Here is a 20,717-nt window from a genome sequence, read left to right as displayed (position 1 = left end):
CTTTCAAATCCGGATTGTGCAAGCCCGCGGCGGCATCATTGCCTCGATCTTTCCAACTCCCGTTGTGTACTCCCTCTCCCGCTTGCGGGAGAGGGGAGCAAGCAAGCGGTATCGGTACAGTCGGTGGTGCAGGTTCCCCATCACCCCGCACCCCGAATGATCACGCATCCGGCTCCACCGCCTCCCGCCCCACCGTCTCGCCACTGGCATCGCGCAACCGGCTCAAACTGATCATCGCTCCCACCGCCGCCACGGCCGCCGCTACGTACAGCGCCATGCGCGCCGCGCCCGCCGGCGACAGGCTGAACATCAGCGCCACCAGTGCCGTGCCGGTGGTCTGCCCCAGCAGCCGCGTGGTCGCCTGCGCGCCACTGGCGCCGCCGCTGCGTTCCGCCGGCGTGGCGCCGATCATGGCGCGATTGTTGGGGGACTGGAAGAAGCCGAAGCCGGTGCCGCACATGGCCATGCGCCAGGCGATGTCGAAGCTGCCGGCGTCGGGGCCCAGCGTGGCCAGGCCGACCAGTCCGCCGCCGAGCATGGCCAGCCCGATGCCGGCGAGGATGCTGGCCGGATAGCGGTCCGACAGCCGGCCCGAAACCGCGGCCATTACCGCCACCATCAGCGGCCACGGCGTGATCAGCAGCCCGGTCTCCTGCAGCGAGCGTCCGAGCTGGTACTCGAGAAAGAACGGCAGCGCGATAAAGGACAGCATCTGCGTCATGAACGAGCAGAACGAAGTCCCCACCGCCAGCGTAAAGGCGCGGCTGGCGAACAGATCGACCGGCACCAGCGGCGCGGCGCGGCCGCGCTGGCGCCGCACCAGCAGCCAGCCCAGCCCCACCGCCAGCGCCACGCCCGCGCAGCCGGCCAGGCGCCAGCCGGGGTGGCCGAGGCCGTCGACGCTCAGGATAAACATGCCGAACACCAGCGCCGACAGCAGTGCGCTGGGGTAGTCGAAACCGCGCGGCTGCGGCGGCGTATCTGGCAGCGCGGTGCGGCTCAGCGCCAGCGCGGCGATGGCCACCGGCACATTGACCGCGAACAGCCAGGGCCAGCTGGCCGCCGCCAGGATCAGTGCACCCAGCGACGGCCCCACGGCGATGGTCACGCCCACCACCAGCGCATTGAGACCGATGCCGCGGCCCAGCCGCGTCGGCGGGTAGATAAAGCGCACCAGCGCGGTGTTGACACTCATGATGCCGGCGCCGCCGATGCCCTGCAGCACGCGCGCGGCCACCAGCATCGGCAGGTTGACCGACAGCGCGCACAGCAGCGACCCTGCCAGGAAGGTCGCAAGCCCGGCGCGGTAGACCCGCTTGTAGCCCAGGATGTCTCCCAGCGACGACAGCGGCAGCAGGCATACGGTCACCGTCAGCTGGTAGGCGTTGACGACCCAGATGGTGCTGGCGGGATCGGCCTGCAGTTCGCGCGAGATCGACGGCAGCGCGATATTGGCGATCGAGCCGTCGAGCACGGCCATGATCAGGCCGAAGAAAACGGTGAGGATGGCCCAGGTGCGCTGGGGCTGGGGCAGGCCTTGTTCTGGCGGCATGGGGGAGACATTGGAGACAATGCCGCGCCCGGATCGGATCGGCCAGGCGGGCCACGGCGCGGCGTTGCCATTATGGTCGCGCGTGGGGCTGCTCGCAAATCCGCCAATTGTGGTAATGCGGTGCTGTCAGCGGTCACGGACTCGCCGCGGCGCCCAGCGCATAGCGCTGCAGCCGCTTGTACAAGATGTCTGCCGCTTCGGCCATGGCCGGGCCCCAGCCGGGTGCCGCCTCGCACAGTGCCTCGAGGTCCCGGCATTCCCTGACGATGGACTGGCGCCGCACGATCATGAAGGCGCCCGCCGCGGCATGCACCCAGTGGCGCAGGCCGGCCGGGTCCTGCTGCGCCAGGATGCGGGCCAGCGCCGGCAGGTCTTGCTGCAGCTGCCGGCGCAGCATGTCTTCGTAGCGGCGGCGCGGGGCTTCCACTGCGCTGGCCGGGTCGTGCGGTTGCGCGCAGGCGCCGGCATCGGCGGCGGCGCGAGGCAGGCCGCGCAGGCACGCGTCCAGGTCCTGCAGCGAGGCGGGCTTGGCCAGGTAACCGGAGAAGCCGCGCAGGCGCCAGTCGTGCTCGGGGTCGCTGCATGCCACGGCGCTGAAGGCGATGACCGGCAGTCCCGGATACTTCGCCTGCACGGCGTGCAGCAATGCGTGGCCGTCCATTTCCGGCATGTGCAGGTCGGTCAGCAGCGCGTCGACGCGCGTGCGCGCCAGCACCGCCAGTGCCTGCCTGCCATCGCCCGTGACGATGGGGTGGCAGCCGATTGCCTGTAGTTGCTCTGCCACCAGCGACTGGTTCAGCGGATTGTCTTCGGCGACAAGGATGGTCAAGGGCGCCGCCGCGGGCGCGGGCAGCGCAGGCGGTGCGGGGGCGGGCATGGGCGGCGTCGCTTGCTGCGTTGCGCCGGTGGCGGCCGCCACGGCGTCGAGCAGTGCGCGATGGCTGAACGCCGAGGCCTCCAGCATGCCAGGGCTGTGCTGCCGCGGGCGGTGCGGGCCGTCGGCCGTCAGCCACACCAGCGGCGCGGACTGGCGCAGCGCATCCAGCGCCGCTGGCGCAAAGTCTTCGCTCGCGACCACGGCAGCGGGCGCGTTACGCTGCACGCTTTCCTGCGCCGTGGCGATGGAGGCCGCCGCCTCGGTGTGCCACCCCGCGGCCTTGAGCCATGCTTCGATCGACGCGCCGGTGCGTGGGTCCTGCGACAGCACCAGCACATGGCCCCTGTGCGTCACGCTGGCCGCCGCTGGCGCGTGCGGCTCGGCATCGGCCGGCGCCAGCGGCACCGACACCGTGAACGCGCTGCCTACGTCCGCCACGCTGTTGACGACGATGCTGCCGCCCATCAGCTCGCACAGCCTGGCGCAGATCGACAACCCCAGCCCGGTGCCGCCATAGCGGCTGTCGGCGGCGGCATCGCCCTGCACGAACGGCTGGAACACGCGCGCCGCCAGTGCCGGTGTCATGCCGATGCCGGAATCGCTGACGCGGCAGGACAGCCGCTGCGTCCCATGCGCATCAGCCTGCAGTTCGCCGCTCAGCGTGATGCGGCCGCTGGCGGTGAACTTGAAGGCGTTGTTCAGCAGGTTGTTGAAGACCTGCACCAGCCGCGTGCGGTCGCCCACGACTTCCGTGTCCAGCGTCGGCGACAGCTGCAGGCAGAAGCGCAGCGGGCGGCCCGCGACCATGGGCGCATAGGCCAGCGCCAGGCTCTCCAGGGCCTCGACGGGACGGAACGGCGCATTGACCAGCGCCAGCTGCCCCGCGTCGATCTTGGAGAAGTCCAGCACATCGTTGACGATGCGGCGCAGCGAGCCGGCGGCGGTCTCCAGCGCGCGCAGCCGTGCCGCGTGCGGCTCCATGCCGCCGCTGCGCGCCAGCAGTTCGAGGTTGCCGAGCAGCGCGTTCAGCGGCGTGCGGATCTCGTGGCTCATCGCGGCAAAGAAGGTCGAGCGCACCCGCAGCATCGCCTCGGTGGCCTGCTGGGCGGAGCGCAGCTGCTGCTGCAGGGCCTCTTGCGCGGTGCAGTCCTGGACCGCGCAGAACAGCACGGCTTCATCGCGGTAGCGCGCCGGGGCATAGGTGACCTGCAGGAAGCGCGGTGCCGCTTCGGCAGGGCCGGGCGCTTGCGCGGCCGCGACGGTGATGCTGCAGACCGATGCGGGGCCGCCGCCGGCGCCGCATGGCTGCCGCGACAGCGCCCCGGCTACCGCGGCGGGCAGCGGTTGGTGCGGTCGCGCTGGCAGCAGCGATGCCGCCAGCGGATTGCAGGCCAGCACGGCGTAGTCGTGCTGGCGCACGATGCACAGGCCGACCGGCGTGGCACTGACCAGCACCTGGTTCATCAGCTCGCTTTCCAGCGCGCGCCGGGCTTCGGCATGCGAACGCCGCAGCAGGTGCCGGCTCCAGTAGTGCGCCGCGAGCACGATGGCGCCGGTCAGCAGCAGCATGGCGGCGCCGATCACCGCCAGTTCGGCCGCCAGCGCGTTGAACAGCAGCCGGTATGGCAGGTGGTAGACCAGCAGGCCGAAGCCGGGCTGCAACGGCTGCACCAGCGCCACGCCCGAGCGCGTCAGGCGCAACGCGTTGTGCGGCAGGCCGCGGACCCGCGCAGCGATGTCGCGGGCGCTGGCCGAGGTCAGCGTGCCGGCATGCGGCCACACGTCGATCAGGCGGTCCGCGTCATCGAGCAGCGCCAGGCCGGCGTGGTCCTGGGGCGGCGGCAAGCCGGCCAGGAACGCCTGCACCGGCACGCAGGAGGCCACCAGCATGGTGGGTGCGTCGCCGGCATAGGCGGCGCCGGCCAGGACCATGATGGGGCTGTCGTCCACGGGGTCGCGCAGCGGCCCCAGCCAGACGGGGTGGTCGCGCGCCGGCACGGCATGGCCGGTGCGGTCCAGCAGCGCGCGGGTCAGCTGCGCGCGCAGGCGCGGAATCAGCGCCGGATCCAGCGCCAGCGGCGCGCGCGCCTCGGGCTGGCGGATCACGACCGCGCTGTCCTCGTCCAGCGAGACCGCGTAGGCGCCATGGTCCAGGTCGAAGGCCTGCTGCGTGGCCACCGCGGCCAGCGCGACCTGCCGCAGCCGCGCGAACTCGGTCGGCAGGCGCGCGCCCCAGGCCTGGCGCGTGGCGTCGGCGGCCAGCAGATGGTAGTCCTTGCGCACGGCCTCGACATGAACGGCGGCCGCGCCGGTGCGGCGCAAGGCCTCGACGTCGGGGTCGCGCGACGGAGCTGCGACGGCGGCGCGGCGATGGTAGCGGATGCTGAGCGCGGTGCGGCGCACGAACGAGGCTTCGTTTTGCAGCCGGTGCGACACCGTGCCGACATAATGCGCGACCTGGCTGCGCCGATAGTCCAGGTGCTGGTCCGCCGCCAGCCCGGCCAGCAGCGTGCCCGAGCACAGCACGATGGCGATCAGCGCCGCGATGGTCACCGAGTACAGGTGCTGCTGCCGGCGGGCGTGGTCGGCAAGCGCATCGAAGGTGCTGGCCAGGGTGTCGCGGGTGCGGTCGGGGTCTTGCTGTATGGCCATGGACGGTCAGATCAACCCGCTTTCATAGGCGTAGCGGATCAGGCCGGTATTGGTCTGCACGCCGAGCTTGCGCATGGCCACGGTCTTCTGGCTGGAAATGGTGCTGACCGAGCGGCCCAGCTTGGCGGCGATCTCGGTCAGCTGCGCGCCTTGCGCATAGAGCCGGATGACTTCGAGCTCGCGCTGGGTCGGCTCCCGCGCGGGCGTGCCGGGCAGCGCCGCGCGCTGCAGCACCGCGTGCACCGCGGGCGAGCAGAAGCAGCCCCTGCCGAACGCAGCGTGGGCGCAGGCGCGCACCACTTCCTCCAGCGGATCCTCCTTGCTGACGAAGCCGCGCACGCCCAGCTTGATCGCGCGGCGGACGATGGCGGCATTGGAGCGGGCGCTGATCACCACCACCCGCGTCGCCGGATGGCGCCGCGCCAGCCGGCTGAGCAGGTTGAAGCCGTCCAGCGAGGCATCGCCGTGGCCCATGCAGAAATCGGTGATGGCGATATCGGCGGGATGCCGCGCCAGCGTGCCGAGCAGCTCGGTGCCGTTGCGGCATTCGGCGCTGATCTGGACGCGCGCGCTGCGCTGCAGGCAGTCGCGCAGCGCGGCCACCACCAGCGGGTGGTCGTCGGCCAGGGCAACGCGCAGGACTTGGTCGTTCATGGGCAATCTCCGGGTGGGACGGCAACCGGCTTCCGGCTGGTGTCGCCGTGCGGTGGCGTCATCACAAGACTCGGATTCTGGCCAGTTTCCGCGCCTCGCTGAATCGGAATTCGGCTAGTTCGCGGATGCTGCTGGATCGCGCGGAGGACCGGATCCGGCCGATGCAATGACATCTCTGGAAGATAAGCGGCAGGCCCTGCCGGCTTGACTTGGGTTTGCGCAGGGTTGCGGCGCTTGTCTTGCGATACAGCCATTGCGGGAGATCAATGCACGGCAAAGTGCCGCTGTGGTGACATCGCCGGCCACACGCGCCAGCCACATGCCGGCGGCGCGGCATTTTGGCGCTTGGCGGCGCGGACCGCTGTCCTAGAATGAAGCTGACACGCGCCCCGCGGCGTGTGCACCGCGTGGGGGAACGCCATGCCCGTCTATCAATACCGCTGCGAGAAGTGCGGCCATGTGTTCGAAAAAACCGAACATCTCGCGGAACATGCCTCTGCCCATCCACCATGCCCGAATTGCGGCAGCCAGTCCGTGCAGCACGCACCGGCGCCGTTCGTGGCGGTGACCCAGCGCAAGAGCTGAGTCTCGAACAACAAGATCCCAGGAGGGTGCGGACGCGTCGCCGGCCGGATGCCGGCGCGCGTGCCGCTTCATGCGTGGCGCCTGCGGTGCCACGCGCGTTCGCGCTGCGCGCAAGCGGCGATCTCAACCTTGACGGAGGATGCCATGGCAACGAGACCGTTCACTGAATTTCCCGCCGACGAGCAGCAGCAGGTTGTGGACGCGTGCAGGCATGTCGGGCTGGCGGCGGAGATGTTCGACATTACCGACGAGGGCGAGGGCGAGGGCGACGCCGCGCGGCGCGTCAGCGTACGCCGGGTCGGCACCGACAAGACCAGCGTCTATGAAGCCGGCGCCGGGACTGCCTGGATGGAAGAGTTCGAGAGCGACCTGGAGTGCGGCCTGTACGGGCCGGTCACGGTCTAGCGGTGCGCGGGCGCGGCTCAGTGCCGTCCGCGCTCGCCGGTGCGCGACACCACCGACGCGCCGGCGATCAGCTCCTTGAGCAGCGCCAGCGAGGCCGCGCCGCCGGTGCGGTAGGGATCGAGTTCGGCGCGCGCGGAGAACTTGAGCAGGGTGGCGGTATTGAGCCGCGCCGCATTGACCTGCCCCATCGCCCAGCCGGCAAAGTCGCGCGTGCAGGTTTCCTCGAAATGCAGCAGGGTCACGTCGTGGTGGCGCGGATCGCGCGCGATCGACTGGAACAGCTGCGAAACCTCCTGCCGGTCGCCCTCCAGCGCCTGCAGGAAGATGCCGTTGCCATGGCACAGCACGCCGGTGATGCCGTGGCGCGGATTACGTTCCAGGCTGGCGGCCAGGATGGCATCGAGCAGGGCGGCATCGATGGCCTGGCGGGCACGGCTGGCATAGAGCAGGCGGACTAGCATGGTCGTGGCGCTCCGGTAATGGCGCTCCGTGTGGCGGCCGGCGCGCTGCCCGCTAGCCGCGGTTATTGTTCAGCAGCGTGAGGAATTCGCGGCGCAGGCTGTCGTCCTTCAGGAACGAGCCGCGCATCACGCTGTTGGTCATCTTGGCGTCGGTGTCGCGCACGCCGCGCCAGTGCATGCAGAAGTGCTCGGCCTCCATCACGATGGCGAGACCGTCGGGACTCATCTTTTCCTGCAGCAGGTCGGCCACCTGCGCCACCGCCTCTTCCTGGATCTGCGGACGGCACATGATCCATTCGGCCAGCCGCGCGTACTTGGACAGGCCGATCAGGTTGGAATGCTGGTTCGGCATCACCCCGATCCACAGCTTGCCGATGATGGGGCACAAGTGATGCGAGCAGGCGCTGCGCACGCGCAGCGGGCCCACGATCATCAGTTCGTTGAGCTGGCCGACGTTGGGGAATTCCGTTACCGGCGGGGCCTTGGCATAGCGGCCGGCAAAGATTTCCTTCAAATACATCTTGGCCACCCGGCGCGCGGTTTCCTGCGTGTTGTGGTCGTTGTCGACGTCGATCACCAGCGCCCGCAGCACGTCCTGCAGCCGGGCCTGGACTTCGGCCTGCAGCTGTTCCATTTCACCGGGCTCGATATAGCGGGCGATATTGTCGTTGGCGTGGAAGCGCTCCTGCGCGGCCTCCAGCCGCGCGCGGATGCGGGCCGAGACGCTGCCGGCGGGATGGCCGGCCCTTTCGCCGCCGGTGTCGCCGGCGTTGCTGTCCTTTGCGCGGTGCGCTGCGTCCTTGCTGTTCATGGATGGGGGTTGTGATGGCGTGAATGGCTGCGCAGCGGGTGTGTGCCGGATTCACTATATGGCAGATGCCGTGGCCTCACAACCCGCGCAGTGGCTGGGAAAGGACGTTGCGGTGGGCCGGATACGCCACAACCGATGCGCTTTCCATGAAGAGTTCGTGACATCGCTCAAGCCCGCCACGCAGGGCGCCGACAAGCCCACATAATGTCTGCACAACACCAGGCAGCCCGTTGCAGGCTGCCGGCACCCGGCCGCGGCCAAGCGCGGCCTGACGCTTTGTCGGGATCCACCTCATCATGCCGATCGCCTTTCCGTGCAGCAGCCTGATGTTGCTCCATGTGGTGACAGTGCCGGTACCGGCCACGCCGGTGGAAACCGGTGTCGCGGAACACCATGCCAGCGCCGTGCGCCACGGCGCGGGCGGGCTGCGCCGGCCATTGTCGCCGGCGCCGCGCAGCCCCGCGGCGCAGCTCCCCGCCAACGGCTGACGAGCCGACGGCCTAGAGCAACAGCAGCGCCAGTGCCGGCAGCATTGCCGCCGGCATCACCACGGCGCCCACGCGCAGGAACTGGCCGGCGCTGACCTGCAGCCCTTCGCGACGCAGCGCCGTCAGCCACAGCAGCGTGGCGAGCGAGCCGGTGACGGACAGGTTGGGGCCCAGGTCGATGCCGACCAGCACCGCGCCGCTGACCGCGTGCGAGGCGTGTCCGGCGTCGAGCGCAGACGCCGCGATCAGACCGGCCGGCAGGTTGTTGGCCACGTTGCCCGCCAGTGCCACCACCGCGCCCACGCCCAGCAGCGCCAGCGCGCCGCCGTCGCGCGAGGCCGCCGCGACCGCGTCGGCAAGATGGCGGATCACCGCGGTCTGCTCCAGCGCCGCCACCAGCACGAACAGGCCGGCCACCATCGGCAGCACGCCCCACGACACCTCGCGCAGCGTCGGCCACAGCAGCTCGCGCCGGGTGGCGCAAACCAGCAGCAGCGTGGCCACGCCCGCGGCGCAGGTGGGCCAGCCCAGCGCGTAGCCGCGCAGCGAGGCCACCAGCAGCCCCAGCCCGGTCAGCACGATGCCCAGCGCGCTCATCCACGCCTGCCGCGACAGCGGCGGCACCGGCACGTCATCGGCAATGGGCTCGGCCAGCGCCGCGCGCTGGGTCCACCACAGCGCCGCCAGCGTGGCCGCGATCGCGGCCAGCGACGGCAGCGCGAAGCTCGCCAGCCATCCGGCCAGCGGCGGCATGCGCTCGCCGAAGATCACCAGGTTGGCCGGGTTGGAAATCGGCAGCACGAAGCTGGCCGCGTTGGCGATAAAGGCGCAGGCGTACAGGTAGGGCAGCGGCTGGCGCACGCGCGCGGCGCGGGTCGCGGCCAGCACGGCGGGCGTCAGCACCACGGCGGTGGCGTCGTTGGACATGAACGCCGTCACCAGCGTGCCGAAGCCGTACACCAGCAGAAACAGCCGCGGCGCCGAGCCGCGCGCCTGGCGCACGGCGAGCGCGGCAACGTGGTCGAACAGCCCGGTCTTGCGGGCCAGTTCCGCGATCAGCATCATGCCGGCCAGGAACAGGTACACGTCGTAGCCGCGCAGCACCGCGGCGAAGGCCTCGGGCAGCGCCATCAGGCCGGTGGCGCACAGCAGCAGGGCGCCGCCGGCAGCCCAGAAGGCTTCGGGCAGGCGGAAGGGGCGGAACAGGACGCCAGCGGTGGTCAGCGCGGCGACCGACCAGATCAGCAGCGGGCTGTGGCTGGACATCGGGTTCGGGACGGAAATCGGGAAAGCCGCAAGTCTACAGCGGGTTTGCGGCCGGCGCTGCCGGCGTGGCGGCGCCTGGCACCGCGCTGGTGACGGGGGTGGGCGCGGCCGGAACCGCGGGGGACGCCCGGGAGGGGCTGCCGAGGTTGCTCGCGACCGGATCCGCGAGCGGCTGGCTGGCCGGCGCCGTGGCGGGCGCCGGCGGCGGGAAGCCGATCGCGGCGATGCCCTGGCTGCCGTCGGCATTCTCCGCGTACATCCAGTCGCCGCCCGCCTGCACGAGGCCGGCGGGCGCCTGCACGCCGGCCTCCGGCACGCCGGCCAGGCGGCCTTCCATGTAGGTGGCCCACACCGGCAGCGCGGTGGTCGCGCCGAACTCATGCTCGCCCAGGCTGCGGTTGTCGTCATAGCCCATCCACGCCACCGTGACCACGCCGCCGCCATAGCCGGCGAACCAGCCGTCGACCGAGTCGTTGGTGGTGCCGGTCTTGCCGGCCACGTCGTCGCGGCGCAGGTAGCGGCGCACGCCGGTGCCGGTGCCGGTGTCGACCACGCTGCGCAGCAGGCTGTCCATCACGAAGGCGTTGCGCGCGCTGATCACGGGCGGCGGCGCGGGGCGTTGCTGCGCGTCCTGCGCGGCGCTGAACAGCACGTTGCCGTCGCTGTCGGTGATGCGCTCGATCAGGTAGGGCTCGACGCGGTGGCCGCCGTTGGCGAATACGCCATAGGCCGCGGCCAGGCGCAGCGGCGAGGTGGTGCCGGTGCCCAGCGCCAGTGGCAGGTAGCGCGGCAGCCGCCTGGGCGAGAAGCCGAAGCGGCTGGCGAACTCCACCGCATAGGGGATGCCGATCGCCTGCAGCGTGCGGATCGCGGGCAGGTTGCGCGATTCGGCCAGCGCCTGGCGCACGCTGACGGGGCCGACAAAGCGCCCGTCGTCATTGGACGGCTGCCAGCGCGAACCCGTCGGCAGTGGCGCGTCGTTGATCAGCGTGCCGGGCGACACGCCACGCTCCAGCGCCGCGGCATAGACGAAGGGCTTGAAGGTCGAGCCCGGCTGGCGCAGCGCCTGGGTGGCATGGTTGAAGCGGCTGGCGGCGAAATCGGCGCCGCCGACCATGGCCTCGATCGCGCCGGTGCTGGTGTCGAGCGACACCAGCGCGGCCTGCGGCCCTTGCGACAAGTCCTTGACGAACTTGCGGTGGCGGCGCGCGTAGCGCTCCAGCCCGCCGTGCACGGCATCGTAGGCCAGGGTCTGGCGCACCGACGACACCGTGGTGTAGACGTTCAGGCCGCGCGTGTAGGCCTCGTCGCCAAAGCGCTCGCGCGCGAGCTGGCGCGCCAGCTCGGCCACGTACTCCGCATGGCCGGCAAAGCGGCCGGGGGTGTCGTCGCTGATGACCAGGCGCGCGGCGCGGGCTTCGCGGTAATCGTCCTGGCTGATCATGCCGAGCGCCAGCATGCGCCCCAGCACATACTCCTGGCGCCGCTTGGCGCGCGCGAAATTGACCACCGGGTTCACCGCCGAAGGCGCCTTCGGCAGGCCCGCCAGCATCGCGGTCTCGGCCAGCGACAGCGACGCCAGCGGCTTGCCGAAGTAGGCGTGCGCGGCGCTGCCGAAGCCATAGGCATGCTCGCCCAGGTAGACCTGGTTCATGTACAGCTCGAGGATGCGGTCCTTGGGCAGCGCATGGTCGATGCGCCAGGCCAGCAGCATCTCGTACCACTTGCGCGCCAGCGTCTTCTCGCGCGACAGGTAGAAGGCGCGCGCCACCTGCATGGTGATGGTGGAAGCGCCCTGGGCGTAGCCCTGGCCGAGGTTGGCCAGCGCGGCGCGCAACACGCCGGGAAGGTCGATGCCCTGGTGCTCGTAGAACTGGTCGTCCTCGGCTGCGAGCAGCGCCTGCACCATTTGTCGCGGGATCTGCTCGAAGGGGATGAACTCGCGGTGCTCGCTGCCGAACTCGCCGATCTGGACGTTGTCGCTGGTGTAGATGCGCAGCGGCACATCGGGCCGGTAGTCGCGCAGCGCATCGACGGGGGGAAGCTGCCGCAGGCTGACCACGGCGGCAAAACCGGCCAGCAAGGCACCGGCGGCAGCCAGCGCCAGTGCGGCGCCGCCTGCCTTGACTGCGAACTTTTTCATGGGCCGCATTTTACCCGCTGGCACCGGTCGGACCACCGGCCGGCTCAGCGGTTCGCCGCCAGCGGCAGCGGATTGCCCAGCTCGTCATGGTCGACCGGCTGCGGCGCTGGCGCACTCGGAGGTGCCGGCCGCGGCACTGGCTGTGCCGGGGGTGGCTCCGGCTGGACCGCGGCAACGCGCAGGCGCGCCTGGCTGTGCTGGCGCGCGAATTCGCACAGCGCGAGCCAGGTTTGCTCGCGTTCGATGATGGTGAAGTGATCGGTATCCGGCACGGTCTGCAGCGCCACCGGGCCGGGCCAGGCTGCCATCAGCCGTTCCGAGCAGGCATGCGGCACCACTTCGTCAGTGGCGGCCAGCAGCACCTTGGTGCTCTGTACGACCTTTTTGCAGTGCGAGATCGAGTCGAAGTGGTGGCGCATCAGCTGGCGCAGCGGCACCAGCGGAAAGCGCTTGCGCACCAGTTCGAGCAGCGAGTCGTAGGGGGTGATCAGCTGCAGGCTCTCGAAATCCTGCAGGTCGGCCAGCTGGATCGCCACGCCGGTGCCCAGGCTGCGCCCCACCACGTGCACGCGGGCGTCGGGGAACACGCGCCGCACATGCAACAGGAACTGGCTGGCGTCGGCCACCGCCGCGCCCTCGGACGGGCGCCCGTCGGAGTGGCCCAGTCCGCGGTAATCGTAGGTGGCGAAGCCCATGCCGGCAGGCAGCCAGCGCGCGTATTGCAGCGTTTCCAGCACATCTTCGCCGCGGCCCGGCAGGTAGAACAGCAGGTCGCGCACGGTGTCGCCGGGCGCGTGGTAGATGTAGCCTCGCACCACGCCGCCGGGGATCAGGTGCGAATAGCCGATGATGCCGTCGGGCAGGTCGCGCGGGGGGCGCCGGCGCGCGTCGAACAGCAGCCGGTCCTGGTTCAGCGTCAGGTAGGTCCAGTAGCAGGCGAAGCCGCTGGCGGTCATCAGCGCGGCCGCCAGCGCGCGGCGGGTGGTCAATGGCATGGCATTCGTCAGTGGCCGCGGCCAGGCGTGGCGCGTATGCGCCGGCCTTGCCGCCCAGCCGCGCAGCCTACCTTATTTTTGCCGGCGGCGTGGCCGCGGCGCAAGCCGGCCGGCGCAGTTCTTGTACGATATGCCTCATTCGGGCGCGCGCACCCCACCGAGACGACGCGCCTTCAGGGAGCCAACCGGCATGAGCGAACAGAAACACGAGCAATACCGCGCCGAAGAGGCGCAGGCGATGGAACGCGTGGTTGCGGCCACGCGGCAGGTGCAGGTCGCCTTCACGGCGCTGCAGGCCCACTATCCGCCGCAGGGCAGCGGCAAGCCGTCGAAACTGGCGCTGCAGACCTTCGACGCGGCACTGCAGGCGCTGGAGGACGCGCAGGCGACCTTCGACGAGATCCTGAACGACCTGCTCGACGAGAAACGCTGAGCCGCCGGGCCTCTTCTGACCGCACTTCGCTTCCAGGCGCTACGCAGTACGTGGCGGCTGCGCGGAGAAGAATTCCAGCGCTTGGTCGCCGGATAAGGCAACGCGGTCGAAGATTGCGGTGGCCGGGCCCCTCGCTCGTTCGAGCTTCAGCGGTTCCATATCCGCCGCAGCGGATCAAAGCGAGTTGGCGATGGCTGGCCGGTGAGCGTGCCATCGTCGTAGCGCTTGATCATGGCTCCGGAGCGGCCGCCCAACGGACGAAATGCGAGGTTTGCAGGTTCCAGCGCGGGAAAGGATCGGCCGCGCTGGCATCAGTCCGCATTGTGTTCCCCAACCCCGGCCACAAAATCGTCCCCCTCCGGCAACCCTAACGAAAACTTCACCGGAAAACTCACCGCAATCCCACCCTCAACCCGCCGCACCACCTCCCGCGCCCGCACATGCGCATCCTCGAACAACTCGCCAGCCCCCAGCACCGGCGAGAACGGAATATCGAGCGGCGCAAAGAAGTCCTCCCATTCCGCCAGGTCCCGCGTGCGAAACACCGCCGCCAGCAGGTCATTGACCTCCACCTTGTGCGCACCGCGCCCGGCGCGCGTGGCGAAGCGCGGATCGCGCAGGGCCGGGAACGCGTCGCCAAGCGCCGCGCACAGGTGGTCCCAGAACTTGTTTTCCAGGATGCCCATCGCCAGGTGCCGCTGGTCGCGGGTTTCGAACAGGTCGTTTTCCGGCATCACGGTGGCTGAGGCCCGGGGTGAATCCTCGTGCGCACGCGCCGTCCAGGCACCATGGGCGGTCCACGACAGCACCGCATCGTGGATCGATACATCGAGATGCTGCCCCTGCCCGTTCTGCCGCGCGCTCATGATCGCGACGGCCAGCGATAACGCGGCGTAGCCCGACGCTGCGTAATCCGACACCCGTACGCGCGGGCGCGAGACCACATCGTGCACCTGCACCGGCGTGGCCCAGTACCCGGCCAGCGCCAGGTAGTTCAGGTCATGCCCGGCGTGGCTGGCGTAGGGCCCGGTCTGGCCGAAGCCGGAGACGGAACACAGCACGATGGCCGGATTGATCGCCGCCAGCGCGTCATAGTCCAAGCCCAGGCGCGCCATCACGCCGGGGCGGAAGCCTTCGACCACGGCGTCGGCATCGCGCACCAGGTCCAGGAAGGCGGCGCGGCCGGCGTCCGATTTCAGGTCCAGCGCCACCGAGCGCTTGCCGCGGTTGAACTGCGCATACACATGCGCGCCCAGTTGGCGCGCGGTGTCGCCGCTGCCGGGCTGCTCGACCTTGATCACCTCCGCGCCAAGCTGGCGCAGCAGGCTGCAGGCGTGCGGGCCGGGCAGCAACTGGCTGACGTCGATGATGGTGACGTCCTTCAGGCAAGACCATGCTGGCTTCATGCGCAGCCTCTGGCAGAAGGGAGAAAAACACAGGCGCCGCACGCGCGGGACGGCGTGCGGCGCAAGGGGGCGGGGCAGTTGTATCAGCCCAGGTCGCCGGTCATGCCGATCGACTTCATCAGGTCGCCATAGCGCGCGTTGTCGCTGGCCACCATGGTGCCGAATTGCGCCGGCGACGCGCTGCGGCGCAGCTCGCCGGCATTGGCCTTGAGCTGTGCGTCGAACACGCCGGCGGTCTGCAGCGCGCGCACCGCGGCGTGCAGCTTCTGCGCCAGCTCGGGCGGGAAGTTGGCCGGTGCGAACAGGCCGCTCCAGTTGTCGATGACAAAGCCGGGCGGCAGCGCTTCGGCCATGGTCGGCACGTCGGGAAAGTACGGGGAGCGCGCGGCGGCGGTGACGGCCAGCACCCTGACCTGGTTGTTGCGCACGTACTGCGTTGCGGTGCCCAGCACCGGCATGCCGAACTGAGTCTGCCCGGTCACCATCGAGGTGATGATTTCCGGCGCGCCCTTGTAGGGGATATGCACCGCGTCGCAGCCGGTCTGGTGCAGCATGGTTTCCACGGCCAGATGGGCGATGCTGCCCTTGCCGCCGGAGCCGTAGTTGAACTTGCCCGGCTCCTTCTTCATCGCCGCGACCAGTTCGGCCGCGCTCTTGTAGGGCGAGGAGACCGGCACCACCAGCGCCGACGGTCCGCCCGACAACGCCGTGATCGGCGTGAAGTCCTGGGTCGGGTCGTACGGCATCTTGCGGTACATGTGCACGTTGATGACGTGCGAGTTGGCCAGGATGCCCAGCGTGTAGCCATCGGGCGCGGCACGGCGCAGCGCGCTCGCGCCGATGATGCCGCCGGCGCCGGGCATGTTCTCGACCACCAGGGGCTGGCCGAGCTTCTTGCCAAGTTCCGCCGACAGCGTGCGGGCCGTGCTGTCGGGGGTGCTGCCGGCGATGAAGGGAACGATCAGCCGGATCGGGCGGCTGGGATAGGCGGATGAGGCGCTGGCGGCGCGGGCCGGCAGCAGCAGGCTGCCCAGCGCGGCGGCACCGGCGGTGGCAAGCCAGTTTCGGCGGTTCATGCTTGGTCTCCGTGGTCTTGTCGTATTGTGCTGTGGGCGAGGCCCGATGCCGGCGGCGACCGTGCCGCCGGCACGGTCAGCCTTGCTGCTGCTGCGGTTCCAGAATAGCCCGCGCGATGGTGTTGCGCTGGATCTCGCTGGTGCCGGTAAAGATGCGGAACATGCGCAGCTTGCGGAAGGTCTGCTCGACCGGATGGCCGCGCGTGACGCCGACATTGCCGTGGATCTGCACGGCCTTGTCCGCCACCTCAAAGCAGCGCTCCGAGACAAAGAGCTTGCACGCCGCGGCCTTCATGCGCAGGTCGGCGCCGGCGTCGGCGAGCGCGGCGGTGTGCGCGATCATGCTTTCGCAGGCCCACAGTGCCGCGGCCATGTCGGCCAGCATGTGCTGGATCGCCTGGAAGCGCGCGATCGGCCCGCCGAACTGGCGGCGCTGGCCGGCATATTCCACCGACGATTGATAGGCCCGCATGGCCAGCCCCAGCATGCTGGGGCAGTGCAGCAGGCGGTTCACGTTGATGCGCGACATGCCCAGCTTGAAGCCGTTGCCCTCGCCGCCGAAGATATTGGCGCGCGGCACGCGCACGTTGTCGAAGCGGATATCGCCATCGATATGCTGGCCCGACATCGGCACGTACTCGTCGGTCACGGTCACGCCGGGCAGGTCCAGGTCGACCAGCACCGCGGTGATGGCCGGCGGCGTGGCGGTGGCGTCGGTCACGCACATGACGATGGCGAAGTCGGCAAACGGCGCGCCGCTGATGTAGTGCTTGCCGCCGTTGATCACCAGCTCGTCGCCGTCGGCCACGGCCGAGGTCTTGATGCTTTGCGCATCGGAGCCGGAATGCGTTTCTGTCAGCGCGAAGCAGGTCGATTTCTCGCCGCGGATCACCGGCTTGAAATACCGCTCGAGCTGCCCGGGCGTGGCGTATTTCAGCATGTTGCCCACGCGCGGCGGGCCGCCCAGGTCGCCCAGCACGTGCGCGGCCAGCGTCGAGCCGCTCGCGGCCAGGTCGGCCTTGAGCGCGCACTGTTCCTGGATGTTCAGGCCCTTGCCGCCGAGCGCGGTGGGCAGGCAGGCGGCGTAGAAGCCCAGCTCGCTGGAGCGCCGCCAGACCTGGCGCAGGGTCTCGCGCGGCCACGGGTCCTCGGAACCCAGGCCGAGTTCCTGTTCGAGCGGGCGCAGCTCTTCGTCGATAAAGCGGCGGATGCCGGCGCGGGTTTCCAGCAGGACGGGGTTGGTCAGGTGATCGAACATGGCGGTTTCCTCGGTGCGGTTCCGGGTTCAGTTGACGCGGCGTCCGACGCCTTGCCAGTAGCGTTCGCGCACGATCTTGCGGGCCAGCTTGCCGCTGGCGTTCTTGGGCAGCTCGGCGACAAAGTCCACCGAGCGCGGCGACTTGTAGTCGGCAATGCGCTCGCGGCAGTGCGCGATCAGCTGCTGCGCGGTGGCCTCGCGCCCGGGGCGCAGCGTGACCACGGCCTTGACGCTTTCGCCCCAGGTGTCGTCCGGCACGCTGATGACGCAGGCCTCGAGCACGTCGGGATGCTGGTACAGCGTGGCCTCGACCTCGGTCGGGTAGACGTTGAAGCCGCCGGAGATGATCATGTCCTTCTTGCGGTCGACCAGGTACAGGTAGCCGGCCTCGTCCACGCGCGCCATGTCGCCGGTGTGCAGCCAGCCGTCGACCAGGGTCTCGCGCGTCAGCTCGGGTGCGTTCCAGTAGCCGTGGAACACGTCTTCGCCACGGATCACCAGTTCGCCGATCTCGCCCACGGCCACTTCCTTGCCGTGCTCGTCGACCACGCGCACTTCGGTCTCGCCCAGCGCGCGGCCACACGAGGCCAGGCGTTCCGGATGGCTGGCGATGGCCTCGGCATGGTCATGGGTGGACAGCCGCGTGACGCCCGAGGTCGATTCGCTGGCGCCATAGCCCTGCGACAGGATCGGGCCGATGCGCTCCCAGGCCTCGCGGATGCGTGCCGGCGCCATCGGCGCGGCGCCGTAGGCCAGCGTCTTCAGGCTCGACAGGTCGGCCTGCGCCAGCGTGGGCTCGGCCAGCAGCATGTTGATCATGGCCGGCACCATGAACACGTGCGTGATGCGCAGCCGCGCCACCTCGGCCAGGAAGTGCGCCGGCTCGAATTTCTCGAACAGCACCAGCGTCGCGCCCACGTACAGGTAAGGCTGCATCAGCATGCCGGAGGCGTGCGTGACCGGGCCGATCAGCGCCAGCCGGTCGCCGGGGCGGGCGGGACGGTCCATGCCCGACACCACCTTGCGCAGCGCCGCCAGGCGGTTGCCGTAGCTCTGCATGGCCGCCTTGATCTTGCCGGTGGAGCCCGATGAAAAGTGCAGCACCGCGAGATCGTCGGCGGCCGGGGTGATGTCGGGCGGCGTGGTGCCGGCGTTGGCCAGCAGCGCCTCGTATTCGACGTAGCCGGCGGGCGCCGCGCCGATGGCGATAAAGGTCTCGATGCTGCCGAAGCCCGCCGTGGTGCGCTCATAGCCGGTATAGCCGGGGCCCGCGATCAGCACGCGCGGGGTGCAGTTCTCGACCACGTCGCTGGCCTCGGCCGCGGTAAAGCGCGGGTTGAGCGCGGCCTTGACCAGGCCGGCCTTGTACAGCGCGCATTCCAGTTCGACCAGCTCGGGCCGGTTGCGCGACTGCACCGCGACGCGGTCGCCGGGACGCAGGCCCAGCGCCAGCAGCGCATTGGCCAGCCGCGTCGAGCGTTCGTCGAGCTGGCGATAGGTCACGACCTGGTCCTGGTAGAGGATGGCGGGCTGGTCGCCCCAGTAACGCGCGGCGCGGCGCAGGAAATACGCGAAACCCATGCTGTCTCCGTGTAGGCTGAGTGATGTTGCTGCACGCTCGGTGGTGTGCTCGTGCGCTGTAGTCTGTAAGATGGCGGGCATCACCACAATGACGCGATGGCTATAAAGCCATAACCGTTGGGAATGCGAGGCAATGGAGACGCGCGATATCGAATACATCCTCGCCGTGGCGGCACACGGCGGCATCGGCCGCGCCGCCGAGGCGCTGGGGATCAGCCAGCCGGCGCTGACCAAGGCGGTGCAACGGGTCGAGACGCAGGCGGGGCTGCCGCTGTTCGAGCGCACCGCCAACGGCATGGCCGCCACCTACGCCGGCACCCGCTTCCTCGAGCGCGCGCGGCGCATCCAGCTGGAGTATCAGGACGGCATTAAGGAGATGCTGGGCATCCGCACCGGCGAGCAGGGCATCCTGCGCGTGGGCTATTCACCGTCGATCCCGGGCGATGTGGTGCTCGGCGCTTGCCAGCAGTTGGTGCGCGAGCGCCCGGTGGCGCGGCTGCGGCTGCGCCGCCGGCTTGCGCGCGACCTGCTGGACCTGCTGGCGGCCGGGGAACTGGACATGGCGGTGGCGCCCACCCCGTCCGGCGCGCTGGCGGACACCTTCGCCGTGCAGCCGCTGTTCGACGACCGGCTGGTGGTGGTGGCGGACCAGGGCCACGCGCTGCTGCGGCGGCGCAAGCTGCGCCTGGCCGACCTCGCCGACCAGGAATGGCTGCTGCCGGAACGGCATATCACGCTGCGCCAGCAGGTCGACGCGGCGTTCCGCCAGCGCGGCCTGCCGGAGCCGCAGCCGCGCATCGAGATCGACTTCGGCAGCAGCTCGCTGTTCGCGCTGATGCAGGGCACGCAGATGCTGAGCATCGCCAATGCCAGCGGCGACGCCATGCAGCGCGGCCTGCGCGTGCTGCCGCTGGGCGTGGAAGAGCTGGACCTGCGCCGGCGCATCGGCGTGGTCACGCGCGAGGGCGCCTACCTGTCGCCGCTGGCGCAGCGCCTGACGGTGCTGCTGCGCGAGCATAGCGGCTAGCGGGGCGCGCTTACTGCAGCCCTTACTGCAGCGGGATCTTCGCCACTGCCGCGAGCCGCTTCCAGCGCTGGATCTCGTCCTTCTGGTACTGCCGCATCTCGGCCGGCGACGACAGGATCAGCCTGGTCGACTGGCGCGAGTAGTACTCGCGCACGTCCGCGGCATTGCCGGCCTGCGTGAACAGGTCCTGCAACCGCTTCACCACCGCCGGCGGCGTCCTGGCCGATACCGCCGCCGCGACCCAGTTGTAGGCCAGGAAGTCCGGCAGGCCGGCTTCGACGATGGACGGCACGTCCGGCAGCAGCGGCGAGCGCTGCGGCGCGGTGTAGGCCAGCGCGCGCACCTTGCCGCCGCGGGCCAGCTCGATCGCGCCGGTGGCGTCGACCACCGCGAAATCGACATTGGCCGCCATCACGCCATTGATGGCATCGCCGGCCCCCTTGTACGGTACCGCCGTGGTCTTGATGCGGGCCAGTTCGTTGAGCCATTCCGAATACAGCGTGTACGAGATCGAGCCGGTGCCGTAGTTCAGCGCGCCGGGACGCTTGCGCGCGTCGTCCAGCAGCTCGGACAGCGTGCGGTAGGGCGAGCCGGCCGGCACGATGATCACGCACGGCCCGCGCGACAGCAGCGTGATCGGCGCGAAGTCCGTCAACGGGTCATACGGCAGCTTGCGGAAGGTGGCGGCATTGGTCGACAGCGTGGAATTGCTGCCGATAAAGACGGTGTAGCCGTCGGCTGGCGCGTTCAGCGCGGTCTGCACCCCGATAAAGCCGTTGCCGCCGGGCTTGTTTTCCACCGCCACGCCCTGGCCCGTCAGTTCGCCGATCTTCTTGGCGAACATGCGCGCGGTGGTGTCCGTGCCGCTGCCCGAAGGGAAAGGCACGATGAAGCGCAGCGGCCGCGACGGAAAGGCGTCGGCCTCGGCGGCATGCGCCGCCGGCGTGGCGGCGCCCAGCAGCGCCAGTGCGGCCGGAAAGAGCCCGAGGAAGCGGCGACGGGAACGGAAAGCCTGTTGCATGGTGGTCTCCTGACGGTGGAATGCCC

General features: G+C 70.0%; 18 protein-coding genes. 5 read left to right on the top strand and 13 right to left on the bottom strand.

Features of this window, described 5'->3' with window-relative positions:
- Positions 1–160 precede the first annotated feature (160 nt).
- The 3 genes from FHX60_RS11390 to FHX60_RS11380 all read right to left on the bottom strand — a co-directional run bounded on the left by FHX60_RS11390 (position 161) and on the right by FHX60_RS11380 (position 5,735).
- The gene (locus FHX60_RS11390; RefSeq protein ID WP_183283395.1) at positions 161–1,552 is read right to left on the bottom strand and encodes an MFS transporter; all 1,392 of its coding nucleotides are present in this window, start codon (positions 1,550–1,552) and stop codon (positions 161–163) included.
- A 133-nt stretch (positions 1,553–1,685) separates the two neighbouring features.
- The gene (locus FHX60_RS11385) at positions 1,686–5,075 is read right to left on the bottom strand and encodes an ATP-binding protein (protein WP_183283453.1); all 3,390 of its coding nucleotides are present in this window, start codon (positions 5,073–5,075) and stop codon (positions 1,686–1,688) included.
- Positions 5,076–5,087: 12 nt separating this feature from the next.
- Positions 5,088–5,735 carry a response regulator gene (locus FHX60_RS11380; RefSeq protein WP_112775699.1) on the bottom strand — a complete coding sequence of 216 codons (648 nt, stop codon included), beginning with the start codon at positions 5,733–5,735 and terminating at the stop codon, positions 5,088–5,090.
- Between the two features lie 420 nt (positions 5,736–6,155).
- On the opposite strand from FHX60_RS11380, the gene FHX60_RS11375 reads away from it, so the two are divergent.
- The gene (locus FHX60_RS11375) at positions 6,156–6,320 is read left to right on the top strand and encodes an FmdB family zinc ribbon protein (protein ID WP_018008406.1); all 165 of its coding nucleotides are present in this window, start codon (positions 6,156–6,158) and stop codon (positions 6,318–6,320) included.
- A gap of 144 nt (positions 6,321–6,464) precedes the next feature.
- Complete coding sequence (locus FHX60_RS11370; RefSeq protein WP_112775726.1) at positions 6,465–6,725, top strand: hypothetical protein; 261 nt, start codon at positions 6,465–6,467, stop codon at positions 6,723–6,725.
- Between the two features lie 17 nt (positions 6,726–6,742).
- On the opposite strand, the gene FHX60_RS11365 is transcribed toward FHX60_RS11370, so the two are convergent.
- Positions 6,743–7,186 (bottom strand): BLUF domain-containing protein, encoded by a 444-nt coding sequence (locus tag FHX60_RS11365; RefSeq protein WP_018008408.1) that lies wholly within the window; start codon positions 7,184–7,186, stop codon positions 6,743–6,745.
- A gap of 52 nt (positions 7,187–7,238) precedes the next feature.
- The gene (gene folE, locus FHX60_RS11360) at positions 7,239–7,997 is read right to left on the bottom strand and encodes a GTP cyclohydrolase I (protein WP_112775698.1); all 759 of its coding nucleotides are present in this window, start codon (positions 7,995–7,997) and stop codon (positions 7,239–7,241) included.
- Between the two features lie 296 nt (positions 7,998–8,293).
- Here folE and FHX60_RS11355 point away from each other — a divergent pair, with 296 nt between their 5' ends.
- Positions 8,294–8,485 carry an arsenite efflux pump ArsB gene (locus FHX60_RS11355; RefSeq protein WP_112775697.1) on the top strand — a complete coding sequence of 64 codons (192 nt, stop codon included), beginning with the start codon at positions 8,294–8,296 and terminating at the stop codon, positions 8,483–8,485.
- Between the two features lie 12 nt (positions 8,486–8,497).
- Here the strand turns inward: FHX60_RS11355 and FHX60_RS11350 are convergent, their stop codons facing one another.
- From FHX60_RS11350 to FHX60_RS11340, 3 genes are read right to left on the bottom strand one after another with little or no spacing between them, the layout of a single operon-like run.
- Positions 8,498–9,751, bottom strand: coding sequence for an arsenic transporter (locus tag FHX60_RS11350; RefSeq protein ID WP_183283394.1), 1,254 nt, complete (start codon positions 9,749–9,751; stop codon positions 8,498–8,500).
- A gap of 34 nt (positions 9,752–9,785) precedes the next feature.
- Positions 9,786–11,894, bottom strand: coding sequence for a penicillin-binding protein 1A (locus FHX60_RS11345; protein WP_183283393.1), 2,109 nt, complete (start codon positions 11,892–11,894; stop codon positions 9,786–9,788).
- A gap of 44 nt (positions 11,895–11,938) precedes the next feature.
- Entirely contained in the window at positions 11,939–12,889 is a 951-nt protein-coding gene (locus FHX60_RS11340; protein ID WP_112775694.1) for an alpha/beta hydrolase, read from the bottom strand.
- Positions 12,890–13,079: 190 nt separating this feature from the next.
- On the opposite strand from FHX60_RS11340, the gene FHX60_RS11335 reads away from it, so the two are divergent.
- Positions 13,080–13,322 carry a hypothetical protein gene (locus FHX60_RS11335; protein ID WP_010812795.1) on the top strand — a complete coding sequence of 81 codons (243 nt, stop codon included), beginning with the start codon at positions 13,080–13,082 and terminating at the stop codon, positions 13,320–13,322.
- A 311-nt stretch (positions 13,323–13,633) separates the two neighbouring features.
- Here FHX60_RS11335 and FHX60_RS11330 read toward each other — a convergent pair whose 3' ends face one another.
- The 4 genes from FHX60_RS11330 to FHX60_RS11315 all read right to left on the bottom strand — a co-directional run bounded on the left by FHX60_RS11330 (position 13,634) and on the right by FHX60_RS11315 (position 18,643).
- Positions 13,634–14,728 (bottom strand): CaiB/BaiF CoA transferase family protein, encoded by a 1,095-nt coding sequence (locus FHX60_RS11330; protein ID WP_183283392.1) that lies wholly within the window; start codon positions 14,726–14,728, stop codon positions 13,634–13,636.
- Positions 14,729–14,811: 83 nt separating this feature from the next.
- On the bottom strand, positions 14,812–15,804 hold the full coding sequence (locus tag FHX60_RS11325; RefSeq protein ID WP_112775691.1) for a tripartite tricarboxylate transporter substrate binding protein: 993 nt from the start codon (positions 15,802–15,804) through the stop codon (positions 14,812–14,814).
- Between the two features lie 76 nt (positions 15,805–15,880).
- Complete coding sequence (locus tag FHX60_RS11320) at positions 15,881–17,062, bottom strand: acyl-CoA dehydrogenase family protein (protein WP_183283391.1); 1,182 nt, start codon at positions 17,060–17,062, stop codon at positions 15,881–15,883.
- Positions 17,063–17,089: 27 nt separating this feature from the next.
- Positions 17,090–18,643 carry an acyl-CoA synthetase gene (locus tag FHX60_RS11315; protein WP_183283390.1) on the bottom strand — a complete coding sequence of 518 codons (1,554 nt, stop codon included), beginning with the start codon at positions 18,641–18,643 and terminating at the stop codon, positions 17,090–17,092.
- Positions 18,644–18,776: 133 nt separating this feature from the next.
- Between FHX60_RS11315 and FHX60_RS11310 the strand changes: the two genes are divergently transcribed.
- On the top strand, positions 18,777–19,670 hold the full coding sequence (locus FHX60_RS11310; RefSeq protein WP_092310616.1) for a LysR family transcriptional regulator: 894 nt from the start codon (positions 18,777–18,779) through the stop codon (positions 19,668–19,670).
- A gap of 22 nt (positions 19,671–19,692) precedes the next feature.
- Here FHX60_RS11310 and FHX60_RS11305 read toward each other — a convergent pair whose 3' ends face one another.
- The gene (locus FHX60_RS11305) at positions 19,693–20,691 is read right to left on the bottom strand and encodes a Bug family tripartite tricarboxylate transporter substrate binding protein (RefSeq protein ID WP_183283389.1); all 999 of its coding nucleotides are present in this window, start codon (positions 20,689–20,691) and stop codon (positions 19,693–19,695) included.
- Positions 20,692–20,717: the final 26 nt, after the last annotated feature.

The organism is Cupriavidus alkaliphilus (genome assembly GCF_014191175.1).
GTDB lineage: Bacteria > Pseudomonadota > Gammaproteobacteria > Burkholderiales > Burkholderiaceae > Cupriavidus > Cupriavidus alkaliphilus.
Note: the sequence above shows the minus strand (reverse complement) of the source record. Positions and strands in the feature narration are given on the sequence as shown.

What these genes read in the sequence shown, in the direction of transcription:
- FHX60_RS11390 (WP_183283395.1), bottom strand. Translation starts at nt 1,552, where the DNA reads ATGCCGCCAGAACAAGGCCTGCCCCAGCCCCAGCGCACCTGGGCCATC.
- FHX60_RS11380 (WP_112775699.1), bottom strand. Translation starts at nt 5,735, where the DNA reads ATGAACGACCAAGTCCTGCGCGTTGCCCTGGCCGACGACCACCCGCTG.
- FHX60_RS11375 (WP_018008406.1), top strand. Translation starts at nt 6,156, where the DNA reads ATGCCCGTCTATCAATACCGCTGCGAGAAGTGCGGCCATGTGTTCGAA.
- FHX60_RS11370 (WP_112775726.1), top strand. Translation starts at nt 6,465, where the DNA reads ATGGCAACGAGACCGTTCACTGAATTTCCCGCCGACGAGCAGCAGCAG.
- FHX60_RS11365 (WP_018008408.1), bottom strand. Translation starts at nt 7,186, where the DNA reads ATGCTAGTCCGCCTGCTCTATGCCAGCCGTGCCCGCCAGGCCATCGAT.
- folE (WP_112775698.1), bottom strand. Translation starts at nt 7,997, where the DNA reads ATGAACAGCAAGGACGCAGCGCACCGCGCAAAGGACAGCAACGCCGGC.
- FHX60_RS11355 (WP_112775697.1), top strand. Translation starts at nt 8,294, where the DNA reads ATGCCGATCGCCTTTCCGTGCAGCAGCCTGATGTTGCTCCATGTGGTG.
- FHX60_RS11350 (WP_183283394.1), bottom strand. Translation starts at nt 9,751, where the DNA reads ATGTCCAGCCACAGCCCGCTGCTGATCTGGTCGGTCGCCGCGCTGACC.
- FHX60_RS11345 (WP_183283393.1), bottom strand. Translation starts at nt 11,894, where the DNA reads ATGAAAAAGTTCGCAGTCAAGGCAGGCGGCGCCGCACTGGCGCTGGCT.
- FHX60_RS11340 (WP_112775694.1), bottom strand. Translation starts at nt 12,889, where the DNA reads ATGCCATTGACCACCCGCCGCGCGCTGGCGGCCGCGCTGATGACCGCC.
- FHX60_RS11335 (WP_010812795.1), top strand. Translation starts at nt 13,080, where the DNA reads ATGAGCGAACAGAAACACGAGCAATACCGCGCCGAAGAGGCGCAGGCG.
- FHX60_RS11330 (WP_183283392.1), bottom strand. Translation starts at nt 14,728, where the DNA reads ATGAAGCCAGCATGGTCTTGCCTGAAGGACGTCACCATCATCGACGTC.
- FHX60_RS11325 (WP_112775691.1), bottom strand. Translation starts at nt 15,804, where the DNA reads ATGAACCGCCGAAACTGGCTTGCCACCGCCGGTGCCGCCGCGCTGGGC.
- FHX60_RS11320 (WP_183283391.1), bottom strand. Translation starts at nt 17,062, where the DNA reads ATGTTCGATCACCTGACCAACCCCGTCCTGCTGGAAACCCGCGCCGGC.
- FHX60_RS11315 (WP_183283390.1), bottom strand. Translation starts at nt 18,643, where the DNA reads ATGGGTTTCGCGTATTTCCTGCGCCGCGCCGCGCGTTACTGGGGCGAC.
- FHX60_RS11310 (WP_092310616.1), top strand. Translation starts at nt 18,777, where the DNA reads ATGGAGACGCGCGATATCGAATACATCCTCGCCGTGGCGGCACACGGC.
- FHX60_RS11305 (WP_183283389.1), bottom strand. Translation starts at nt 20,691, where the DNA reads ATGCAACAGGCTTTCCGTTCCCGTCGCCGCTTCCTCGGGCTCTTTCCG.